This window comes from Paenibacillus sp. TC-CSREp1 (assembly GCF_050171015.1).
Classification (GTDB): domain Bacteria; phylum Bacillota; class Bacilli; order Paenibacillales; family Paenibacillaceae; genus Paenibacillus; species Paenibacillus silvae.
This window is the reverse complement of record NZ_JBNOKM010000002.1, coordinates 308,703-331,053: the sequence shown is the minus strand read 5'-3', so window position 1 is coordinate 331,053 and position 22,351 is coordinate 308,703. Positions and strand designations below refer to the sequence as shown.

The 22,351-nt window shown below is 47.3% G+C and carries 20 protein-coding genes; 18 read left to right on the top strand and 2 right to left on the bottom strand.

Annotated features, from left to right (window positions below):
- Positions 1–42 precede the first annotated feature (42 nt).
- The 11 genes from ACQSGY_RS04070 (at position 43) to ACQSGY_RS04020 (ending at position 12,133) form a co-directional block, all read left to right on the top strand.
- Entirely contained in the window at positions 43–792 is a 750-nt protein-coding gene (locus tag ACQSGY_RS04070; RefSeq protein ID WP_427050768.1) for a FadR/GntR family transcriptional regulator, read from the top strand.
- Positions 792–2,003 carry a M20 metallopeptidase family protein gene (locus ACQSGY_RS04065; protein ID WP_427050767.1) on the top strand — a complete coding sequence of 404 codons (1,212 nt, stop codon included), beginning with the start codon at positions 792–794 and terminating at the stop codon, positions 2,001–2,003. The genes ACQSGY_RS04070 and ACQSGY_RS04065 overlap by 1 nt, the downstream gene beginning before the upstream one ends.
- Positions 2,000–3,568 carry an ABC transporter substrate-binding protein gene (locus ACQSGY_RS04060; protein WP_427050766.1) on the top strand — a complete coding sequence of 523 codons (1,569 nt, stop codon included), beginning with the start codon at positions 2,000–2,002 and terminating at the stop codon, positions 3,566–3,568. Before ACQSGY_RS04065 ends, ACQSGY_RS04060 begins: the two co-directional genes overlap by 4 nt.
- Before the next feature lie 105 nt (positions 3,569–3,673).
- Positions 3,674–4,591, top strand: coding sequence for an ABC transporter permease (locus ACQSGY_RS04055; RefSeq protein ID WP_427050765.1), 918 nt, complete (start codon positions 3,674–3,676; stop codon positions 4,589–4,591).
- Between the two features lie 15 nt (positions 4,592–4,606).
- A complete protein-coding gene (locus tag ACQSGY_RS04050; protein WP_427050764.1) occupies positions 4,607–5,557 on the top strand; it encodes an ABC transporter permease in 951 nt (316 codons plus the stop codon).
- Positions 5,558–5,577: 20 nt separating this feature from the next.
- Positions 5,578–7,620: a S9 family peptidase gene (locus tag ACQSGY_RS04045; protein WP_427050763.1), complete on the top strand. Its 2,043-nt coding sequence runs from the start codon at positions 5,578–5,580 to the stop codon at positions 7,618–7,620.
- Positions 7,621–7,811: 191 nt separating this feature from the next.
- On the top strand, positions 7,812–8,171 hold the full coding sequence (locus ACQSGY_RS04040; protein WP_427050762.1) for an Asp23/Gls24 family envelope stress response protein: 360 nt from the start codon (positions 7,812–7,814) through the stop codon (positions 8,169–8,171).
- Positions 8,172–8,211: 40 nt separating this feature from the next.
- The gene (locus ACQSGY_RS04035) at positions 8,212–8,847 is read left to right on the top strand and encodes a GNAT family N-acetyltransferase (protein ID WP_427050761.1); all 636 of its coding nucleotides are present in this window, start codon (positions 8,212–8,214) and stop codon (positions 8,845–8,847) included.
- Positions 8,848–8,959: 112 nt separating this feature from the next.
- Entirely contained in the window at positions 8,960–9,565 is a 606-nt protein-coding gene (locus tag ACQSGY_RS04030) for a pentapeptide repeat-containing protein (protein ID WP_427050859.1), read from the top strand.
- A 346-nt stretch (positions 9,566–9,911) separates the two neighbouring features.
- Entirely contained in the window at positions 9,912–11,390 is a 1,479-nt protein-coding gene (gene abc-f, locus ACQSGY_RS04025; RefSeq protein ID WP_427050760.1) for a ribosomal protection-like ABC-F family protein, read from the top strand.
- 176 nt (positions 11,391–11,566) lie between these two features.
- Entirely contained in the window at positions 11,567–12,133 is a 567-nt protein-coding gene (locus tag ACQSGY_RS04020) for a TetR/AcrR family transcriptional regulator (protein WP_427050759.1), read from the top strand.
- A gap of 83 nt (positions 12,134–12,216) precedes the next feature.
- Here ACQSGY_RS04020 and dapA read toward each other — a convergent pair whose 3' ends face one another.
- On the bottom strand, positions 12,217–13,086 hold the full coding sequence (gene dapA / locus ACQSGY_RS04015; RefSeq protein ID WP_427050758.1) for a 4-hydroxy-tetrahydrodipicolinate synthase: 870 nt from the start codon (positions 13,084–13,086) through the stop codon (positions 12,217–12,219).
- A 124-nt stretch (positions 13,087–13,210) separates the two neighbouring features.
- On the opposite strand from dapA, the gene ACQSGY_RS04010 reads away from it, so the two are divergent.
- The 6 genes from ACQSGY_RS04010 to ACQSGY_RS03985 all read left to right on the top strand — a co-directional run bounded on the left by ACQSGY_RS04010 (position 13,211) and on the right by ACQSGY_RS03985 (position 20,068).
- Entirely contained in the window at positions 13,211–14,119 is a 909-nt protein-coding gene (locus ACQSGY_RS04010; protein ID WP_427050757.1) for a LysR family transcriptional regulator, read from the top strand.
- Positions 14,120–14,445: 326 nt separating this feature from the next.
- The gene (locus ACQSGY_RS04005; protein WP_427050756.1) at positions 14,446–15,600 is read left to right on the top strand and encodes a glycosyltransferase family 2 protein; all 1,155 of its coding nucleotides are present in this window, start codon (positions 14,446–14,448) and stop codon (positions 15,598–15,600) included.
- Positions 15,601–15,649: 49 nt separating this feature from the next.
- The gene (locus tag ACQSGY_RS04000; protein ID WP_427050755.1) at positions 15,650–16,936 is read left to right on the top strand and encodes an aminotransferase class III-fold pyridoxal phosphate-dependent enzyme; all 1,287 of its coding nucleotides are present in this window, start codon (positions 15,650–15,652) and stop codon (positions 16,934–16,936) included.
- A gap of 44 nt (positions 16,937–16,980) precedes the next feature.
- Positions 16,981–18,012: a zinc-dependent alcohol dehydrogenase gene (locus tag ACQSGY_RS03995; RefSeq protein ID WP_427050754.1), complete on the top strand. Its 1,032-nt coding sequence runs from the start codon at positions 16,981–16,983 to the stop codon at positions 18,010–18,012.
- Between the two features lie 136 nt (positions 18,013–18,148).
- Positions 18,149–19,393 carry an MFS transporter gene (locus ACQSGY_RS03990; RefSeq protein ID WP_427050753.1) on the top strand — a complete coding sequence of 415 codons (1,245 nt, stop codon included), beginning with the start codon at positions 18,149–18,151 and terminating at the stop codon, positions 19,391–19,393.
- Positions 19,394–19,474: 81 nt separating this feature from the next.
- Complete coding sequence (locus ACQSGY_RS03985; RefSeq protein ID WP_427050752.1) at positions 19,475–20,068, top strand: DUF1349 domain-containing protein; 594 nt, start codon at positions 19,475–19,477, stop codon at positions 20,066–20,068.
- Positions 20,069–20,093: 25 nt separating this feature from the next.
- Here the strand turns inward: ACQSGY_RS03985 and ACQSGY_RS03980 are convergent, their stop codons facing one another.
- The gene (locus tag ACQSGY_RS03980) at positions 20,094–20,909 is read right to left on the bottom strand and encodes a helix-turn-helix domain-containing protein (protein ID WP_427050751.1); all 816 of its coding nucleotides are present in this window, start codon (positions 20,907–20,909) and stop codon (positions 20,094–20,096) included.
- A gap of 284 nt (positions 20,910–21,193) precedes the next feature.
- Between ACQSGY_RS03980 and ACQSGY_RS03975 the strand changes: the two genes are divergently transcribed.
- Positions 21,194–22,321 carry an NAD(P)/FAD-dependent oxidoreductase gene (locus ACQSGY_RS03975; protein WP_427050750.1) on the top strand — a complete coding sequence of 376 codons (1,128 nt, stop codon included), beginning with the start codon at positions 21,194–21,196 and terminating at the stop codon, positions 22,319–22,321.
- The last annotated feature ends 30 nt before the right edge of the window (positions 22,322–22,351 follow it).

Below are 22,351 nucleotides of genomic sequence, written 5' to 3'. Positions count from 1 at the left end.
AATGGTATAAGGTCTAGACCATAAACAGATCGGAGTGTTCAGATGTCTAATCCATTCTCCTTTCGATTCGAGAAAGTATCAACGAAAAAGGTTAGTGAATTTATTCGGGAACAGCTCGAGGAAGCTATCATTCTGAAAGAGCTGATGAGTGAAGAGCAGCTCCCGGCCGAACGGGATTTGGCCGAGATGTTTAATGTAAGCCGTATTACCGTACGCGAAGCACTCTCTGCGCTTGAGGATAAGGGATTGATCGAGAAGAGAGTGGGGGCTAAAGGTGGAACATTTGTCCTGCCGCTGACGGCCAACTCCCATAAACGTACAAGAGAAGAGATCAAGCGGGATTGGGCCCAGATGCTCAAGGTGTTTGAATATCGGACAATCATTGAGCCAGAAGCGGCTTTCCTGGCTGCTGAGCGGATCACCGCAGGCGAGCTTGAGCTGTTGCATGACTATATGAAACAAAGTATTGAGCCGGACTGTACGCGTGAGTGGTTCAGGGCACTGGATGTCAAATTCCATCTGACCATAGCTAAAGCTTCTGGCAATCCATACTGCGAGAGAGCTGTGAGGCAGATTCGTACCAAGATTAACCCGGCACTGGATCTGATGCCTTATAATGAGCGAATTCGTTCAGTGAACTACGAGGTACATATGGAAATTCTTGAAGCGCTGAAGTCTCGGGACAGCATACAGTCTCGGGAAACGATGAAAAGGCATATCGAGTTCTCGGCGGATGCAATCTATGCACGGCTGTTGTCTGAGTCAGAGGAAAAGGAAAGGAATGACGTTTAATGAAACAATCCGAATTGATAGAGCTTGCTCAGCCATTGCAAGCCAAGTTAAGTGCCTGGCGCAGAGACTTGCATCGCCACCCGGAGATTGGTTATGAGGAGCATCGTACTTCAGCAATTGTAGCCGAGCATCTGGAGCAGCTTGGACTGGAGGTAACACGTCATGTTGGACAGACAGGTGTGACAGGTCTGCTTCGCGGAGAGACGGATGGACCTACCTTTGCACTGCGGGCTGATATGGATGCTTTGCCGATTGAGGATCAGAAGCATGTAGAATACCGCTCGACAGTACAGGGCAAGGCTCATCTTTGTGGTCATGATGCACATACATCCATTTTGATGGGGGCAGCAGAACTGCTTACGAGTCTTGGCAGACCGAAGTCGGGCAATATCAAATTTATTTTTCAGCCTGCCGAAGAAGGTCTCGCTGGTGCAAGAGCGATGATTCAGGACGGAGTGCTGGAGAATCCCAAGGTGGATGCCATTGCGGGCTTGCATATGACCCCGGGTCAGGATACAGGAACAGTCGGTGTGAGTCAGGGTGTTGCCTTTGCATCAGCTGATCGGCTGGTGATCAAAATTCATGGTCAGGGGGGACATGCGGCCCGTCCTCATGAAGGCATCGATGCTATCGCAGTATCGGCACAAGTTATTACCGCACTGCAAAATGTTGCCAGCCGTATGGTTGATCCGCTGGAACCTGTTGTGGTGACCATAGGTAAAATTACCGGAGGTTATATGGGAACGGCGATCGCACCGGAAGTGGAGATGGTGGGTACCGTGCGAACCTTATCACCTGAATTGCGTGAACGGATGCCTGATCTGATCAAACAAGTGGTAAACGGTGTATGCAGTTCGTTTGGCGCAGGATGTGAAGTGATCTATGGTGACGGTTATCCGGTTGTAGTCAATGATCTGGGCATGGTTGATCTCTTGACGGATGTCTGTGACGAGGTGAATGCACAGAAGGGGTGGAGTTATATCAAGCCGTCTACAGGCGGTGAAGATTTTGCTTTTTATTGTGAGCACTTGCCGGGTGTGTTCTTCCGATTAGGTTCGGGAAACGAAGAGCAGCGCACGCGATATCCGCTTCACCATCCGATGTTTGATCTTGATGAGAAGGTTATGCCTTATGGTGTCGGCCTGTTATCCGCTGTAGCACTTGAGTATCTGGCAAGAAATACGACTTCTAAGGGGGAAGAATCGCAATGAATAAGAGACAATGGACAGGTCTGTGGATTACCTTGCTGGCAATGGTGATGGTGCTAAGTGCCTGTGGAGGAAGCGGCAAAGGTACAGAGAACAATACGGCATCAGAGGGAAGCGGCAGTGAAGCGACAGCCAGCAGCACATTAACGATTGCAGCGGCAACCGATATTGAAAGCTTCGATCCGCACAACAATAACAATACTGCCAGCGAAGCGGTGCTTGTGAACGTGTTTGATTATCTGGTCAAAAATGACAGCCAACAGAAAAAAGTACCTGCGCTCGCCACATCATGGGAGCAAGTGAATGATACGACATGGAGATTCAAGCTGCGTGAAGGCGTAACCTTCCACAATGGTGATCCATTCACATCAGCGGATGTGAAATTCACGCTGGAGCGTGTAGCCAAAGACAATACGTTGAAACAAAACAGTTATTTCAAAAACATCGTTGAAGTCAAAGCAGTTGATGAGCATACCGTCGACATCATTACAGAAGGACAAGACCCGTTGCTTCTTAATCGGTTGTCCAAAATGGGTGCTGGCATGCTGCCTGCAAAGTATATTGCAGACAAGGGCATGGATGCATTCCTGAAAGAGCCGGTAGGCACAGGCCCATACAAGTTCAGTAAGTGGACCAAAGACGACCGTGTAGAGCTTGTGAAAAATGACAAATACTTCGGCGGTGAGCCGAAGTGGAATGAAGTTGTTTTCCGTGTCATCCCTGAAGCATCTACTCGTGTATCCGAATTGCTTGCTGGCGGTGTTGATGTTGCAGCTTCGATTCCGTCCACAGACATTGCTCGTATCGAAGGCGAAGCAGATAAGAAAATTGTGAAAGCACCGATTCAGCGTGTGCTTCAGCTGATTTTCCGCCAGACCGAGGGCAGCATTACCGCTGATCCTAAGGTACGTGAAGCGATTGACCTGGCGATTGACAAACAAGGCATTGTGGACAGCATTGCTGGCGGAGCAGGAATTGTTACCCGGACTTCGGTGACACCAGGCAACTTCGGTGCCGATCCGTCATTGTACAAAACATCATTGTATGATCTGGACAAGGCGAAGCAGCTGCTGAAGGAAGCGGGATATGCTGAAGGGCAAGCTGAGATGACGATTTCGGTCTCCTCCCAATATAAAGAGCAAGCTGAAGTCGTAGCCGCGATGCTGGATCAAGCCGGATTCAAAATCAATCTGGACGTGCTTGAGCCGAGTGCATTCAGCGAGCGCTACAGCTCCAAATCATTCAAGGAAATTTTCATGATTGGTATTGGTAACTCCTTGTTCGATGCTTCAAACAACTACAACCGTTACATGGTGGAAGAAGCCAAAGGTGAATCGGATTACAACAATCCGGAGGTGGAGAAGCTGCTGCAATCTGCTCTGGTAAACATGAACCCTGAGTCTCGTGAGAAGCAGTACCAGCAGGTACAGCAGATTTTTGCCGAAGAGCGTCCGGCTGTGTATCTGTATCAGATGGAAGGCGTCTATGGAACCAATGACAAAGTGAACTTTGCACCGCGCAGTGATGAGATGTTCTACGCTGACGAAATTACACCTGCCGCAAAGTAACATCAGGCTTATACCACCTGTCATTGCATGAGTAAGCCGTGAACGGCAGGGACTGGATGAACTGGTTCCTGTCGTTCTTTTTTTGAAAAGGGAGGTGAGCCGGGAGTGGGCAAATACGTATTCAAATCTCTGCTACAGATTATTCCGGTACTTTTTATTGTGTCATTGATCGTATTTGTGCTGGTTCGAGTCACAGGTGATCCTGTTGCGCTGATGCTGCCTGAGACAGCTACAGCGGAGGATCGGGCTGTATTAACAGAGGCATTGGGTCTGGATCAGCCTCTGTACACTCAATATGTGAAGTTTCTGGGCAATGCAATCCAGGGCGATTTCGGTCAATCTTTCCGTTACAATCAGCCAGCACTGGAGCTGGTGCTGGAGCGACTGCCTGCCAGCTTTGAGCTGGCTGCTGCAGCTATGTTTTTTGCCGTATTAATGGCTGTGCCGCTGGGGGTCATCTCTGCGGTGAAACGAAATACGTTTACCGACCTGCTCATTTCGGGCATTTCGGTTATTGGCAAGGCGATGCCAAACTTCTGGATGGGGATTATGCTGATTCTGCTATTCTCTGTCATGCTGGGTGTGCTGCCCGTTTCGGGGCGCGGGGGCTTGTCACATCTGATTCTGCCCGCATTTACTCTGGGGGTTGGTTTAGCCGCTCAGATGACTCGATTGATTCGCTCCAGCATGCTTGAAATTCTGAACCAGGATTATGTTCGCACGGCACGCAGCAAAGGGCTCGGCCGCTTGACGGTCATTGTTAAACATGCTTTTCGCAACGGTCTGATTCCGGTCGTGACCATTATGAGCCTTCAATTTACCAGTTTGATCGGAGGTACGCTGATTACCGAGACGGTATTCTCCTGGCCGGGTCTGGGCCAGCTGCTCGTAGTAGCAGTAAATACCCATGATATGGCTATCGTGCAGGCGGCTGTGTTTGTGATTGCTTTTATCGTCGTGCTTGTCAACATTCTGACGGACGTGTCTTACAGACTGCTAGACCCGCGTATCAAATATGACTAGAAGGGGGTGCGATCCATGAGAGACAGCAATGAAATGTCCATTCAGGGCGCAGAACCGGGCAACAACCATAACAACGATGATTCTAATCATAAACGTGTATTTGTTGGCTTTCGTTCCATCTGGCAGCAGCTGCTGGTTAGCAAGACCGGATTATTCGGTGCTGTGCTGGTATTGGTGGTTGTCGTGATTGCTATTGCTGCACCTCTGCTTACAAGTCATGATCCGGCAGCAGTCAGTCCGCTCAATCGGCTCAAACCACCTGCATGGCTAGAAGGCGGGACAGCCGAATACTGGCTGGGAACCGACAATCTGGGCAGAGACATGTGGAGCCGTATCGTGTATGGTGCACGTGTATCGCTCATTGTGGGGATGGGGGCCGTGATTGTCTCCGGCATAATTGGAGCGATTCTGGGATTGATTTCAGGATTCTATGGAAAATGGCTGGACGCCATAATTATGCGGGTAGGCGATGCGTTTATGGCGATCCCGACGATTCTGTTCATGCTTGTTGTGATGGCAATTGCAGGCCCCGGCATGACAACATTAATCCTGGTGATCGGTGTAACGAACTGGGTTCCATTCACCCGTGTAGTCCGAAGTGAGGTGCTCAGTATCAAAGAGCGAGATTTCGTATTTGCTGCGAGATCGATTGGTGCCAAAAATGGACGACTGATAGTAAAGCATATTTTGCCTAACGTATTATCCTCCTTTATCGTCATCTGTGGTATGAATGTGGGCACAACCATTATTATGGAAGCTTCGCTCAGCTTTCTCGGACTGGGAATCAAACCGCCGGATGTATCCTGGGGAGGCATGTTAAGCGATGGGCGGCAGTATGTAGCCACAAGCTGGTGGGTTGCGACTTTCCCGGGGCTGGCGATTACGTTTACAGTGCTGGGCGTTATTTTCCTCGGTGATTGGCTGCGGGATGTGCTTGATCCTCGAACAGAGTCTACTCATAAATAAAACGGAAGGGAGACAGGGTGATGAAAAAAAGCCAGATTATGCCGGAGGATCTGAATCAATACCGCTGGATCAGTCAGCCTGTGATCAGTATAAACGGGCAGGTTGCATACGTCGAACAGACGATTGATCAGGTAAAGAATGAGTATAACACCCAGATTCGTGGAATTTCCCTGGACGGAACGGAAGATGTAGCTTTGACCGATGGCACGAAAGACTCGTCTCCTGCCTGGTCACCAGATGGAGGCACGCTGACTTTCCTGCGTTCGACTGAGGCGGGTAAGGGGCTGTGGTGCCTTCCAACAGGAGAGGCGGAAGCGGTAATGCTCATATCTCCTGAACGTAAAATCATAAGTTATATCTGGTCTCCCGACGGGAGTTATATTGCGTTTACCAGTAAAATTCAATCAAATGCAGCTGGGCATAGAGCTCAATCCAAAGATGATGAGTCGATGAACGGCTCCGATGCTGCATTATCTGCTGCTCCGACATCTGTATTACGTGGTAAGGCCTATGAACGTACGACACCAAAGGCTGAAGGTGCGGGCTGGTGGGATGGTCAGTACACCCATTTATTTGTTTACGAGATTGCCAGCGGGCAAATCACACAGATCACCTCTGGCTGCTGGAGCGTCAGTATGCCGATATGGTCTCCCGATAGCCTCAAGCTTGCATTTATTTCCAAACAAACGCAAGAAGAGCATGTGGACCCGGATCTGCTGTACCACTCGGACGTATATATTGTCTCCATGAATGAGGGGAAGGAGGCAGTGCCATACCAGGTCACAGATTCCAGTCTTCAGATCAGCCAGTTTTCGTTTACACCTGATGGCAGCCAGCTCATTCTCATTGCCAGTGACCGTCAATACGGAAGCGGAAGTCACAATCAACTGTTTACCATTCCCGTACAACGGGGGGTACCCAGGCTAATGGCACCTGAATTGGATATGCATATCGGCAATGCGGCTTTAAGTGATATGAAATCGGCCAGTGCTTCACCTTCTCCGGTAATCAGTCGATCTTTTCCGCAGCAGGGTGTATATGTTCTGGGCACGCATCACGGCAATGTGGATGTATATCGAGTCCGTACTGACGGACGCTGCGAAGCAGTCACCCCGGCAGGTGAGAAGGATGTGTATCAATATACGGTATCTGCTGATGAGAAAAAACTGGTGATTGCGGCGTTGACGGATTCACATCCGAGTGAGCTATATATCGTAGAGGTCGAAAACGGACAAATGCTCAGACTCACTCGCCGAAATGATGAATTTATGGCTAAACGGCAGGTTAACGCCCCTCAACGAATTGAATTTTCATCCTCGGACGGTTGGTTGATTCAGGGGTGGCTGGCTATACCCGATTCACGATCCGGGAGCAAGCTTCCTTTGATTCTACAGATTCATGGAGGTCCGCACGCGATGTATACCGGAACGTTCAGCCATGAGATGCAGACTCTGCTTGCAGAAGGATATGCCGTTTTATGGGTTAACCCGCGTGGAAGCATCGGATACGGGCAGGATTTTGCCCGGGCATGCCGTGGAGACTTTGCTGGTGGAGATTATCGGGACTTGATGGAGGCCGTGGATTATGCGCTTGCATCATATAATGAGCTTGATGAATTACGTTTGGGTGTGGCAGGTGGCAGTTATGGAGGCGTCATGACGAACTGGATTATCGCTCATTCTCATCGCTTCAAGGCCGCTGTTACACAGCGCTGTATCTCCAACTGGCTGTCCATGTACGGGACAAGTGATATCGGCATTTCCTATGTCGAAGGTGTAATCGGTGGCAATCCGGCAGAGCATGCAGCCTATCTGTGGTCTCGCTCCCCGCTGGCTCATGCCCACAGAATCGAAACGCCGCTGTTAATTATGCATGGTGAGCAGGATTATCGAACGCCGATTGCTCAGGCTGAAGAGCTGTATACAACCCTGAAGCGTTATGGCAAAACAACAAAACTGATTCGTTATCCAGGCTCCAACCATTCCTTGCTCAAAAGCGGCAAACCCTCGCTGCGTGTGGACAGCTTTGAACAGGTGAAGGCCTGGTTTAAAGCGTATTTGTAGTACATCAGCTCATGAATGAATTTGTGGGATTAATCTCCGGTTATATATTTTCTAACATAGATTGAAAACCAAAAACCGCAATTACAGCGGTTTTTTTGCTTTTTACAGAAAAAGTTGTATTTTATTCTCCTGTGATATATATTTAAATTAAATGATAGTATTATCTATCAAAAATATCGGAGGCGATTCATATGCTGATACAACAAACATTAGGTCATATACAGATATCGGATGAGGTTATCTCCAAAATGGTCGGCAAAATAACAAGTGCTACCCGCGAGATTTCACCTATGTCTGCCGGGTGGGTTGAAAGCATTAGCAAAATATGGAGCGGCCGCAGCCTGCAAAATGGCATAGACATTCGAAGAGTAGACGACCTTGTGGAGATTAATGTGCGAGTTATTATGCGTTACGGCAGCAAGGTGCATGAGGTTTGCAGAGAATTGCAGCATAAAGTCATTGAGCAGGTTGAGCATTTTACAGGCTTATCGATCCAGGCGGTAAACGTCATCGTGGAAGGCATTACGCCTGGCTTGGCGTCAACTAAATAACAGACACCCATACCAAGAGAAGATTACAGGAGTGAGAGCTATGAGCAAAACCAATATTGTAAAAGCAAACCCGCAAACCGCCATTTTGAAAGCAAGTCCAGAGTCAGAAGTTGGAGGTAAATTAACTGAGATGGCACTGGATGACTTGAAGTTTTCCTTGGCGGGGTCAAGAACACCTGCGGTTATTGAAAAAACCTTTCAAAAGCTGTGGAAGACCCGAAATAATCGGTTTAGCCATGAGCATGCTTATGAGGCTGTCCGAGATGGAAAAACTCTTGGCATGATCATCTGTTATCCGACAACTCTAATGAACAAGCTGGCGATGCCGACGTTCTCGCAGCTGTTTGATCTGCACAAGTGGAAGCTGATCGGATACTACCTGCGCCATTGGAAAGAGCTCTATACGATGGTGACGTTAAAAGAAGGTGAAGACGATGAGTATCATATTGGTATCCTTGCCACGCTGCCAGAGAGCAGGGGGCTCGGGGTAGGCACCGAATTGATTCGGCATGCGGAGAAGCAGGCTGTCCTGCAAGGTTTAACAAAGTCCTCATTAACTGTCAGACAGGAAAATACCGGTGCGATTAAGCTGTACGAACGTTTGGGGTACAAAAAGGTCGGAGAAATCAACAAACCTGCGGTATCCCTGTATAGAATGTCAAAAGTGCTTGTGTAAACGTAATACACTTGACATCCATATGGTATAGTAGTTGAAGTGATTCATTAAAGGCATGTGACTTAAAGCAAGCTGCATGGAACTTCAACACGATATCAAACGAGGTGTGAAAATGTATCAATATAAGGATCAGGAGTATGAAGCAGTGCACTTTGAAGGACGTGATCTGCGTTATGGCGAGCTGGTGAATTGTGTGTTTAAACAATGCACGTTCATGAATGCTTCCATGGAAGAGGTCGAAACGAACAATTGCCGTTTTATCGAATGTGATTTTAAGGGTGCGTCTATGAATGGATCATTGCATACGGAGTCTGCATTTGAGAACTGTATGTTTGGCGGTGCGAACCTGTTTGCTTCCAAATTCACGGCTTGTAAAATGACCGGATCGGACTTCTCCGGTGCCCAGATGGACGGCATTACCCTAACGAAGGGCGACTGGTCTTATACAAATCTGAGACATACCCGGCTTGGGAAACAGGATTTGCGTGGCATACGTTTCTTTGAAGCTGATCTGAGCGAGTGTGATCTGACCAAAGCAGACCTGCGTGATTGTGATCTCACGAGAGTGTCCATGAGCAAGGTGAAGCTGAAGGGTGCTGATCTGCGTGGTGCTATTCTGGATGGAATAGATCTGAAATCTCTGGATTGGAAAGGGGTACGCATGGATCGCGAACAGGCGGTTCTTCTTGCACGCTCCTATGGTGCTAAAGTAGATTAGCCGCGTTTGCAGGACGTCAATGAACTACCCAGGAAGCCGTTTAGCATAGGTTGACCCGTGATTGTCATTCATGTTAAGTTTTTGATATTCTATGTGTGCTTGAAGAAAGGGGTGGGAAAAGTGTTGACTGAACTAGAGGTTGTGGATGTTGTTGTGAACCTGTCACTGAACACCAATCATGGCATGGTTCACAACATAAGCTAACAGAATCCGGACACAACAAACACTTCTAAATGAGGCTTTTTGCGTTGTCCTGATTATGTTCAAATATGAAAGTGATGCAAGCCATGTCAGGTTATACACTGCCCGACTAACTTTTATATTTCACATAAAAAGGATGATCTCTATGTCTATAATCAGCGTTACCAATCTGACCTTTGCGTATGAAGGCAGTTACGATAATATATTTGAACATGTAAGTTTTCAGCTTGACTCGGATTGGAAATTAGGGTTTACCGGCAGGAATGGTCGAGGAAAAACGACATTTCTGAATTTGCTGCTGGGCAAATATGAATACAGCGGCCATATTTCCGCCAATGTCAGCTTTGAATATTTTCCTTTCCACGTGCATGACAAGGGAGCCATGACAGTTGATATCGTTGCCGAGATTGTTCCCGATTTTGTTCAATGGCAATTGATGAGAGAGCTGAATCTGCTCCAGCTGTCTGATGATGTGCTTTATCGCTCTTTCGATTCGCTATCGAATGGAGAACAAACCAAAGTGATGCTGGCTGCTTTGTTCCTGAAGGATAACCGGTTTTTGCTCATTGATGAGCCCACCAACCATCTGGATTTGCATGCGAGAAAGCTGGTCGGTGAGTATCTCCGCAGCAAAAGCGGATTTATACTGGTTTCTCACGATCGCTCCTTTCTGGATCACTGCGTAGATCACATTTTGTCCATCAACAAGACAAACATTGAGATTCAGAAAGGCAATTTCTCGGCTTGGTGGGAAAACAAAAGAAGGCAGGATCAGTATGAGCTCGCAAGCAATGAAAAACTGATCAAGGATATCAAGCGTCTGTCGGACTCGGCTAAACGGACCGGGAAATGGTCAGATGAGGTTGAGAAAAGCAAAAATGGAACCCGAAATTCCGGGTCCAAGGTGGACAAAGGCTACATTGGTCACAAGGCTGCCAAGATGATGAAGCGTTCCAAAAATATTGAGCAGAGGCAGCAGTCCGCCATTCAGGAGAAATCCAAGCTCCTTAAAAATATTGAAACCGCCGATCGTTTACAAATTCACCCGCTGCCTTACCACAAAAATGAGCTGGTCGAGTGCGATCATGTCTCGATTTTTTACGGCTCCAATGTTGTATGCAAGGATGTGAATTTCAGAGTCGAAAAAGGCGATCGAATTGCCCTTTGCGGTGCAAATGGGTCAGGCAAATCAAGTCTGCTCAAATTAATCTGTGATGAGGATATTCCACATACAGGAGCTGCTCGCAAGGACCAACAGCTTAAAGTATCGTATGTGTCACAGGACACCTCCAATCTCGGCGGCCAATTGTCTGACTATGCTGCCAGCCAGGGGATCGATGAGAGTCTGTTCAGAGCAATTTTGAGTAAGCTGGACTTATCGAGACTGCAATTGGAGAAAGATATCTCGACCTTCAGTGCTGGACAAAAAAAGAAAGTACTTTTGGCCAAAAGCTTGAGTGAGCAGGCTCATCTGTACATTTGGGATGAACCGCTGAATTATATCGACGTCATTTCGCGTATGCAAATCGAGGAATTGTTGCTGGAATACACACCAACATTGCTTTTTGTCGAGCATGACAGTGAGTTCTGTGCGAATATTGCGACCAAAGTGATCGAGCTGTAACAGAGCACGAGATGGGAAACTTTGATGCTAAGAAGCCGCCTACGGGCGGTTTTTTCCTTTTTCCTTTTAAACCAGATATGGAAGCGACAACTTGCAGTTAGTGATTGGTTTTGTGGAAAAGTATGTTATGTTAAAAGATATAATGATGATTCAAATGAACAGAGGTGCCGTTCGCGATGAAAAAAGAGAAGTTAACATTCAAACAAAATCGAATGTATACCATATTGGATGAAGCAACCAAGCTGCTTATCGAGAAGCCAAATGCCTCAATGAATGACATTGCTGAAGCTGCGAACATTGGCATTGCAACGTTACATAGATATGTGGAGAGCCGTGAACAGCTGATGATTCACCTGGCGATGCGTGCGATTGAGGTCGTTGACGAGACGCTGCAGCATGTGAAGCTGGATGAGGCACGGGCTGAGCATTATATCCCCGAGCTGATTGAAGCGCTAATACCGCTTGGTGACAAAATCCATTTTCTGGCGCATGATGCAACCGTTAACTGTAACGCGGATATTGAAGAGGCATATTTGAAGCTGAGAGAACCGGTGCTGCATGCCATCGAAGTGCTTCAGGAGAAAGGTTTTTTCCGTTCGGATATAGATAAAACGTGGATTGTAGAAGTGCTCTATTCTGTGCTCTTTCTGACATGGCAGCAAGTGATCAGCGGCAATCTCGCCAGAAACGCAGCGCCTGCTCTTGTAGTGGATACGTTATATCATGGTTTTGTTGCGAAATAAATAAAAGCCACAGCAGAAGCTGTGGCTTATTTTGTGTCTGAATCTATAGAAGTTGCCGAAAGGTATAGGCGTGATCGTGTAAATTACAGTGCAATCTTTGCTTTCAGCTGTTCCGATGCGGGCATCAAAGGCAGACGCAGCTGAGCAGAGGCGATAATGCCCTGTTTGGCAAGCAGGTGCTTCAGCATGGCTGGCGCAGGCTCCTCAAAGAGATGTTTAATGAACGGAAGCAACTGAACATAGAGACGGTAGGCATCTTCTTTTTCACCAGCCACAAAACGATTATATACTTCCAGGAACCGTTCTGGGTTAATGCTTGCCGATGCCATCATGCCGCCGGCTGCGCCTTTCGTTAACATATCGTAGAAGAAGGTATCATCTCCACACAAAATGGGCTTTGAGCCGCAACGTACCAGTTCTGTCATGAGGTCGAGGTTATTTGTGCTATCTTTAAGGCCAATAACGCCATCGATGTTCATAATTTTTTTCATCATCTCGATGGAAACTCTAACCCCTGTACGGGCCGGGATTTCGTATACCATCACGGGGATGCCCACGCTGGCTGCCATGCGGAAGTGCTCGTAAATACCCTCTTCCGTTGGTCTGTTATAGTATGGAGTAACGACAAGAACAGCGTCAGCGCCAAGTGCTGCAGCTTTCTTTGTTCTCGCCACCGTTGAAGCGGTATCATTGGTTCCAGTTCCAACCATTATGGGTACGGACGAGTTGATGCTGCTCAGTGTTTCCTTCGCGGCTTTCACAAGCTGTTCCACTTCATCCCATGTCACAGTAGGTGATTCTCCAGTTGTGCCGTTGATCACCAAGCCATGGATGCCACTGTTTGCCATAACTTTGATGTAGTTTTGAAATGAAGGCAGATCGAGTTCACGGTCCTCGGTAAAAGGCGTGATGACAGGGATATAAATACCTTTAATCTGTTGTTCGGTTAACATCGTATAACCCCCAAATGTATGTTGGAATTCCATTTCATTCACTTTACCATGGGAAAAGGTATCATAGTTAGCTATAATAGATGATGGGTGTTATCAATAATTTTGATGATGTGAGGGAAGCCGTATGGATTTGAATTATTTTCAAACCTTTCGTGAGGTGGCATTACGCCAAAGCTTTACCAAAGCAGCAGAAGAGCTGGGGTATGCACAATCAAGTGTGACAACCCAGATTCAGAAGCTGGAGAAAATCTATCAGGTCAAATTGTTTGAACGTTATAATAACAATAAAATCAGATTGACCTCCGCTGGAGAAGAGTTATTCAAGCTGTCCGGGCAGCTGCTCGAAATATATGAACATTCACAGGAAAAGCTGACCAAGCAAGGCGGCGGATCACTAACCATTGCAACGATGGATTCACTTGCTTCCTATTTTCTGCCGGTGCCGATCCAGACGACACGCAAACAATATCCCGAGCTGGGAATCCGGCTGCAGACGGATCGTGAAGACCTCATTTTGCAAAAAGTAAGAGAAGGAGAGGCGGACGTAGGCCTGATCCTGGCGAATGCTTCACCGGAAACGGGCTTGCAATGGATCACCATTCGAGAGGAACCACTGGTGCTTATCGTTAACTCGGACCATCCGCTTGCGGCTAAGTCCAAGGTGGTATTGAGTGATCTGGCTGATGAGGAGTGGATCATGCCTGAGGATTCATGCAATTACAGACAGCTGCTGGAGAAGGTGCTGAGAACGAATGGAATTGCATACAAAGTGGGGCTTGAGCTTGGAAGTCCTGAGGCGATCAAACGCAGTATTATGGCGGGCACTGGCATTTCTCTGCTGCCGCAAATGATTGCACGGGACGAAATTCGCAGACGGGAATTAACCGTTCTGCCTTTGGAGCATACCGAGTTTACACTGGAAATTCAGCTTGTCATTCATACGCGTAAATGGATCTCTCATTCTTTGCATCAGTTCATTACAAACCTGGGAGCGAAAGAATCGGAATGGTTGACCGCAAGAGCGGGGAATTAAGAAGCGAACATACGTTATTTCATAGAGCACTTTTTGATGTATCTTCCGTTCGGGTATGCGGGAGAAGGCATCAGAGGTGCTTTTTTTTGCATTAACCAAGCTTCAGATATTTAGTTGACCAGGATTCAGATATTAACAGTGTTCAGAATTTGAGATTTTATTTTGCTAAAAAAAGATATAAATTTCTATTGTATTCATAATTAATCCAAAATAATACAAAAAAGAGCGAAGGAGGTCGATAGCGGGCAGATCACTATATCGCAGCACTTGTTCAGGTTCCATTGTTATTTTGTTGTATTGACACCAACTTAAACTGGAGGGATCACATGCTTTATACGATTATTGTACCCGTTAATCAGGACTATAACATTTTGAACCTGTTCACCGATTCACTGCTTCGGACTGTATGTCCGTCAACTCAGATTATCTTCATCAATGACGGTTCCGGTTCGGCTGTCTTTCAGCATCTGGACAAGCTCAAACAAGAGGTCAGAGAAGGAGTAACGATTGAGATTCTTCAGCATGATTTTCCTCTTGGCTGTGCTGTATCTATTAACAGGGCGTTAAGTCTTGCTGAGGGAGAATATATTTTTTTCCTGGATTCCGACACCATTCTGCAGCCCGATTGGCAATCGATGATGAAAGAAACGTTGGACACGGATGTGACCATCGGCATGATCGGAGGGGTTCTGTTATATCCACAGACCGGGGGTGTGCAGCATTGTGGAATTGCGTTTGCCGATACGATCGGACGACACTTGTTCCTTAATGCATCTCCTGAAGATATTCCGAAGGAAACTTTCTCTGTGCAGCTCGTCGTGTTTGCGATGTTTGGCATGAAACGAGAAGTGTATGAGACAATTGGCAGCCTCGATGAGAAGTTTTTTAACGGATACGAAGATTTTGATTATCAGATGCGGGCCAGAGAAGCAGGGTATGATACCGTCATAAATCCTAAAATTCAGGCATATCACTGGGAACGCAGCAGCGGCATTCATCGCAATTTTAACCGCAAAAACAATCTGGCTCGATTCTGGAAAAAGTGGGGAAGCCACATTGAGGCTGATGTATGGCCCTTTATGTTCAGCCATCTGAAGGTACAGCTCGATAAACAGCGCCATTATGCGCATCTTCCCATGGTTGGCATAGACCTTGCAGAAGTGCGCAGTGATGCAGATACCTTCTGGACCCAGCTTGAAGAGGCTCGGATTGCACCCATTGCCGAGATACGGGACTACTCCAACCGATTCAACTCGAGCGGAGCCATTTGGCTGCCGCAAGTGTTAGGCAAGGAATTGATTCATAGCGAAAATCGGCTGCTGTTCCTGGTGGACAATTTCGCCCGTTTGCTGGAGAACCGTTACTGGATCGAGATGAGACATGCTCATCGGGCCAAGGATTTAATTATTGATCTGTATGGCAACGTAATCACGATGGATCGCATCTACGATGGCTGCTGGCCTGGTTCTAAAGTTCGATAAGACACGATTTGCAGTTGACCAAACATCGCGATATGGGAGGTGCTTCAAAGTGAATAATAAAATGAGTACGCTGGACCGTGCCACGAGATTCACACGGAATCTGGAGTGGTTGGAACAGGTCGAAAAGGTTATACCGAGCGGCTGCAGTACATTAGCCAAAGCCCCGGAACGTTTATTTCCAGGCCATACGCCCGTCTGCTGTGCAGAGGCCTACCATTCCCGCTTTACAGATATTGACGGTAATGAATGGCTGGATTGTGAGATGGCCATGGGAACAGCTCCTTGGGGTCATGCGAGACGTGAAATCCAGCTCACCGTTATTCACCAGCTGAAGAAGGGGACAAGCTTCTCCATTCCTGCAGATATTGAACTGGAATGTGCGAAGTTGATCCTGGAGCGGTTTGAGGGGCGGTATGCATCGCTGCGTTTCACCAAAAGCGGAGCAGATGCAGTAAGTGGGGCGGTCCGTATCGCCCGTGCAGCGAGTGGCAAAAGCAAGGTGATTGCAACGGCTTATCATGGATGGCATGACTGGTCAGCGTACGGTTATTACGGCAGCCAGACGAAGGAACGCGGCATTCCGAAGGATATTGAGCGCTCCACAATCTGGATCAAGAAGCCTGCTTATGAACAGATCAAGGAACAAATTTCATCTCAAGAGGATGTGGCCTGTATCGTTTTGTGTCCGAATGAGTGGAGGAAGGAAGAGCTGGCTGACGTGGTAACGTTATGTTCCTCCAAGGACATCATTATTATTTTTGACGAGGTTACTTCGGGTATACGTATGGGCAAGCAGGCGACTGCCGGCGAATATGATATCTGGCCGGATTTGCTCTGCATATCCAAAGGCATGGCCAATGGACTTCCGCTTGCAGCTGTGTTGGGACCTGAGCACATGATGTCCCTTGCAGGCCAGGTTCGATTCAGCAACGCGCATTCCAGTGAAACGATAGCTCTTGCAGCGGCCATTGCCTGCGAAAGGCTGATGAAAAATACCAAAGTGTGGCCTACGTGGCGCGAACCGGCTACCCGAATCATGAAGCGATTGGAGTCTGAGCTGATATTGCTGGGGCTTACTGATGAGTTAGCTCTGAAGGGAACCTATGCGAGCTTCTATATTCAGTCAATAGACGAGCAAAACTTTCAAACTGACCCGTTCCGTGAATTCATGGTGAAGAAAATGGCCTATTACGGCATTTTTACGAAAGGTTATTTTATTTTCTCTGATACGCATACACGGGAGGAATTGATTTGGGTAGAGGAAGCATTGCTTCAAATCTTGTCAGACTGGAAAGAAAAGCAGAAGCAGGAGCATCTGAAACATACCAATGTATGACGGAGGAGCACGTTAATTTATTTATATGATCAGGAGGATAACCCATGAAAGCACTCGTATATCAGGATTTGAAACAGGTGGAATTGCAAGACATTGAGGAGCCTAACATTCAGAAACCCAATCAAGTCAAAGTGAAAATCTATGGATCAGGCATCTGTGGCACGGATCTGAATATTGTCAAAGGTAAAGTGGCTGCCAATAAAGGCACGGTCATCGGTCATGAAGGCGTGGGGACTGTTGTCGAGGTCGGAGAGGATGTATGTGGCATTCGTGTCGGGGACCGGGTTCTCGTTGATCCTACGCAATCCTGCGGTAACTGCTCTTATTGCCGTGAAGGTTTATTCATCTATTGCGAGAATTTCGACGATTACCAGGTGGGCATGACAACGCACGGGACCTTTGCTGAATATTTTGTAGGGCACGAAAAATATATCTATCCCATTCCTGACACGATGAGCTGGGAAAAGGCAATGATGATTGAACCTCTCGGCTGCGTACTGCAAACGTTCATGAAAGCAGGCGTGAAGCCAAGTGATTCTGTGCTCGTGCTTGGTTCAGGGGCGATTGGCTCGCTGTGTCAGCTGGTGAGCAAAAGATTGGCAAGACTCACCGTGGGTACGGAAATCGATCCTTATCGCAAACAATTTGCTGAGGGCATTGCAGATTATGCTTATTATCCGGAGGAACTTACCCTTGAGAAAGTATACGAGATCAATAACAATAAAAAATTCGACATCATCGTGGATGCGGTCGGCAACCAGCTTCATGTCGGATTGGAGCTCATCGCTAAAGGTGGCCGTATTATCCCGATGGGGTATGACGACAGCTATGAAGTGACATTCAAATCAACTCAGGTGATTAACGATGGACTTAGCATCATTGGTGCGGTAGCTGTGCACTCCATGATCAGTACAGCCTTGAAGTTTGCACAGAGCATTCCAGAACTGGAGCAAATGGTAACCGCTAAAGAGTATTTGACTGATTATGAGCAGGCATTTAATGGAACGATGGGGTATGACCTGCGCAGTGGTGAGAAGCTGCCGATGAATTCGGTGAAAACAGCTCTCATTCTGTAAGCATGTAGACATTTGCGGGTTCTCCGCTGTGAACAGTGAGTATATGACATTTTTTTGCTCAGTGACTTAGTGTGATCAACATGTCGAACTACTGGTCACGGCGGGGAGATTCGCAGAGAGAAAGAAGGGATATGGAGTGAAGCTGCTTCAGGATTTGCCGAGAAATCCGCGGTATTCCATTTTACTTGAGCCAGTGTGGGCTATTCCGGGAACGATTGTCCTGTTCTACGCACCTTTGTATATGAAAGAGGCCGGTTTGTCCGACATTGAGATTGGCATCATCAATTCGGTGAATCTTTATTTTGCCTTCATTTTTCAGCTGTTCGCAGGGGCTGTGACCAATAAACTGGGGCGTAAACGAACGACACTGATCTTTGATCTGCTCGCCTGGAGTGTCCCCATGTTCATCTGGGCATTTTCACAAAATTTCTGGCTGTTCCTCATCGCTTATCTGCTGAATGCAACCTCGAAATTTGTCACCGTGTCTTTCAATTGTCTGATCATCGAGGACGTGGAGGAGCATAAACGATCCAAGGTGTTCGCCATATTGAATATGATGATTACGGGTGCAGGGGTGTTAACGCCGATTGCTGGTGTTGTTATTGCGGACTTTGGTATTGTACCAACGCTGGCGAGCATTTATTTTGCAGGTGGCCTGTTAATGACGGCCATGTTTCTCATACGTAACCGCTACACGGAAGAAACTCAAGTTGGTAAGGAACTCATGGGGCTGCATAACAAAACCCGCGTATTTCGAAGCCTTGTCGCCAGTCTGCGTCTGTTCGGTCGGTCGTTCTACAAGCGCAGATTACTGCCTATCATTTTAATTACAGTGCTGTCCAATCTCGTTCTGCAGCTGAATTTTTTTCAGGTGATTTATTTCAAGGAGCAGCTGAGCTTTGATGATCGTGTCATTTCATTTATTCCCGTAGTAACGGCGATTACCGTGATGTTATTGTATCTGGTTATTATTCCACGTCTGAAGCGGCGTTCAGAAGAGAAGTATGTCAGCTTTTCCATTGTGCTCAGCTCTGTGGGTGCCGTGTTATTTCTGCTGATACCCTCCGGTAATATAGCGATGCTGTTTCTCACACTCATTGTGCTTGCAGCGGGCAACTTTATTTTGCAAACGTATCGCGATTCGCTGCTGATGAACCGACTGGGCACGCATGAGAAGGCCGACATGTTTTCGGCTGTACAGACGGTGATGACGTTAACCGCGATTCCTTCCGGGTATCTGACGGGGCTGCTGTACCATTACAATCCATTCTGGCTGTTCAGTGTTATTCTGGGACTGTATCTCGTATTGATGATCATTATGCTGTTTTTACCTGACCCGCAGCAGCGTTCCCAAGTGATTGAGCCTTACAAAAATATGTAGAAGAAGGGCTTTTCTGTATAAAAACCGAATGTATAATACGGATAAAGTACAGTAATTCACACATATTTTTGGGAGGTTTGAATGATGAATGTAATGGCAAGTGAAGCAAGAGGGCAGCTGACCTGGATCAATGAGCCGAGCCACTGGTCCTATACAGATCAGGGTGGACTGATCGTGGAAGCACAAGCAGGCTCCGATTTCTTTCAGGACCCGGCGGGCAAGCATATAAGAGCGACTGCGCCGTTTCTGTCGATGCCTGTATCGGGTGATTTTGAGATGACCGCGCAGCTGACAGTGGATATGAAACATCAATATGATTCCGGCTGCCTGATGGTAATGGTCGATGAACGAAACTGGTGCAAACTGTGTTTTGAATATGACGGCAAAGCAGCAACGATCGTTTCCGTTGTTACACGAGATGCATCATCAGATGATTGCAATTCGATGGAGGTTCCTGTAGCTAATCCGTATTTGCGTATAAGAAAAGTAGAGGGCTGCCTGTCCTTTTTTTACTCCCCCGACGGGCAAGAATGGAAGCTGATTCGATATTTCGGCATGGCGATGGAAGGAGAGATTCGGGCAGGAGTTGTTGCGCAGTCACCAACGGGAACAGGCTGCACATGCCACTTTTTATCGGTAAGCATGACCCAGCCGGACTTGACTGCACGTTTCTGAGTTTGTCTCTTCTTACTGAGATTTTCTATCCTTGAAATTGCTTGCGCAGCTCAATGGGGGAAATTCCTTCATATTTTTTAAAAACCGAACCGAAATAACTTGCACTGTTAAAACCGACAGCCCTCGCGATATCATGTGCTGTGATATCCTTCTGCTGCACGAGCATTTCCTTGGCCTTTAGCAAGCGATAGCGAACCAGATATTCAAGAGGTGTCATATGAAATTCCTTCTTGAATATCCGGTTCAAATGCTGTTCAGTCACCTTCATCTGATCAGCCAGTATGGAGAGTGACAGGTCTTGCTGATAGTTCTGTTTGATGAATGCAACAAGTTCTTCCAGTCGTAAGCGGGCCTCATTTCGTTCAACCTCGCTGTATCGTTCACCGTCAATGGTCAGCCTGACCAGAAGCATATAGAGAAGTGCGGAGCCGTGCCAGATCTGGTCCCTATGTCTCGACTTCAGCGCAATGGTGATTTCACGCAGCAGTATGCCGAGCATTCCGTCCAGTTTGAAAGCACGAAGCTCACCGATCTGCAAAGAATGCAGAAATCGTGGCACAATGTAGCCATTAAAAGAAAGGCAATCAAATCGTAGCTTGCTGCTCGGATTGTTATAATGATAGGTGACTTCCGGGAACATGATAAGGGTCGTTCCTTTTCGAATGGAGAACTCCCGGTTCTTTGCTGTGATGCGCCCTGTTCCTCCGATGCACTGTACAATGGTGTAATCCCGTGAATGATGGCTCCAATCTATTAATTCATTAACGGTCAACCGGTTTTGCCCTGTAATGACTAGGGGCATATCGGATTCCGGCGGATTCCCCATGTTAGGTTGCGACATTGTTGAATTATTCCTCTCTTTGTAAAAGGTCTTATGCGCAGAGCGTGAATAGAGCAAGAACAGAAGCCTATAATGAACTAAGAGAAATTATATTACATAAATGTAATTATTTTAAATATATAAAACGCTTGGTTTGCTGTGAACTGAAACTGAGCTTAGCGGTGTTTGTCTTGCCAACAGAATGTGAAACAGATACGCTATAAGGAATGAGTTAATCAAGAAAAGGAATTGCTTGTACAAATGAGAAGGGAATGCTTGTACGAAACAAGAAAGGAATGCTTATATTGAAGAAAGTCATCGTGATTGGAGCGGGAATATTAGGGGCCTCCACAGCTTATCATTTGGCAAAATCAGGCGTGGAGGTTCTGCTTATAGATCGGAAAGACGCTGGGCAAGCCACGGACGCGGCAGCCGGCATCATCTGTCCGTGGTTGTCCCAGCGGAGAAATCAGGATTGGTATCAGCTTGCCAAGGCTGGTGCGCGTTATTACCCTGAGCTTATTGCCGGACTGGAGCTCGAAGGTGAGACGGATACGGGATATGCACAGACAGGTGCTCTAAGCATTCATACCGATATCGACAAGATTCAGAAGATGGCTGAGCGGGCCATGCTCCGCAGGCAGGATGCGCCGGAGATCGGAACGATCACTTGTCTGGATGAAACAGAAACACGTGAACGCTTCCCCTTGCTTGGGGAAGGTTATCATTCGGTGTACATTAGCGGAGGTGCCCGGGTTGATGGGAGAGCAATGCGTGATGCGTTGATTCGCTCAGCTCAAAGGCATGGAGCGCGTTTGATTCAAGGAGATGCCTGCCTTGTCTCTGAAGCAGGACGAGTAATAGGGGCCAAAGTGAACGCGGAAAGATATAAGGCAGATGCGGTTGTTGTCTGTACCGGTGCATGGGGCAATGAGCTGATGAAGCCGCTAGGCATTCATTTTAAAGTACACTACCAGAAGGCCCAGATTATGCATTTGCGAACTGTTCATGAAGCAGATACAGGCGGCTGGCCTGTCATCATGCCTCCTTCAGACCAGTATTTGCTGGCGTTTGGGGCACAAAAAATGGTCATTGGTGCAACGCACGAAAACGATGTTGAAGGATATGATACACGAATTACAGCGGGCGGTATGCAGGAAGTACTGAACAAAGGACTTGAGCTTGCACCCGAACTGGCAAATAGTACGCTCGATGAGGTTCGTGTCGGTTTTCGTCCATTTACACCAGGTTTCCTGCCTGTGCTGGGGCATGTTCCGGGGCGGCCTGGTCTGATTACAGCCAATGGGCTGGGAGCGTCCGGTTTGACGATGGGTCCATACATCGGCAGTCAGCTGGCAAGACTGGCTATGGGAATGGAGCCTGAGATCAATATAGAAGCGTATGATGTGAGCAAAGCGATGGAAATTGAATGAAAGCATGATGCGATACAGGGGGAATCACAC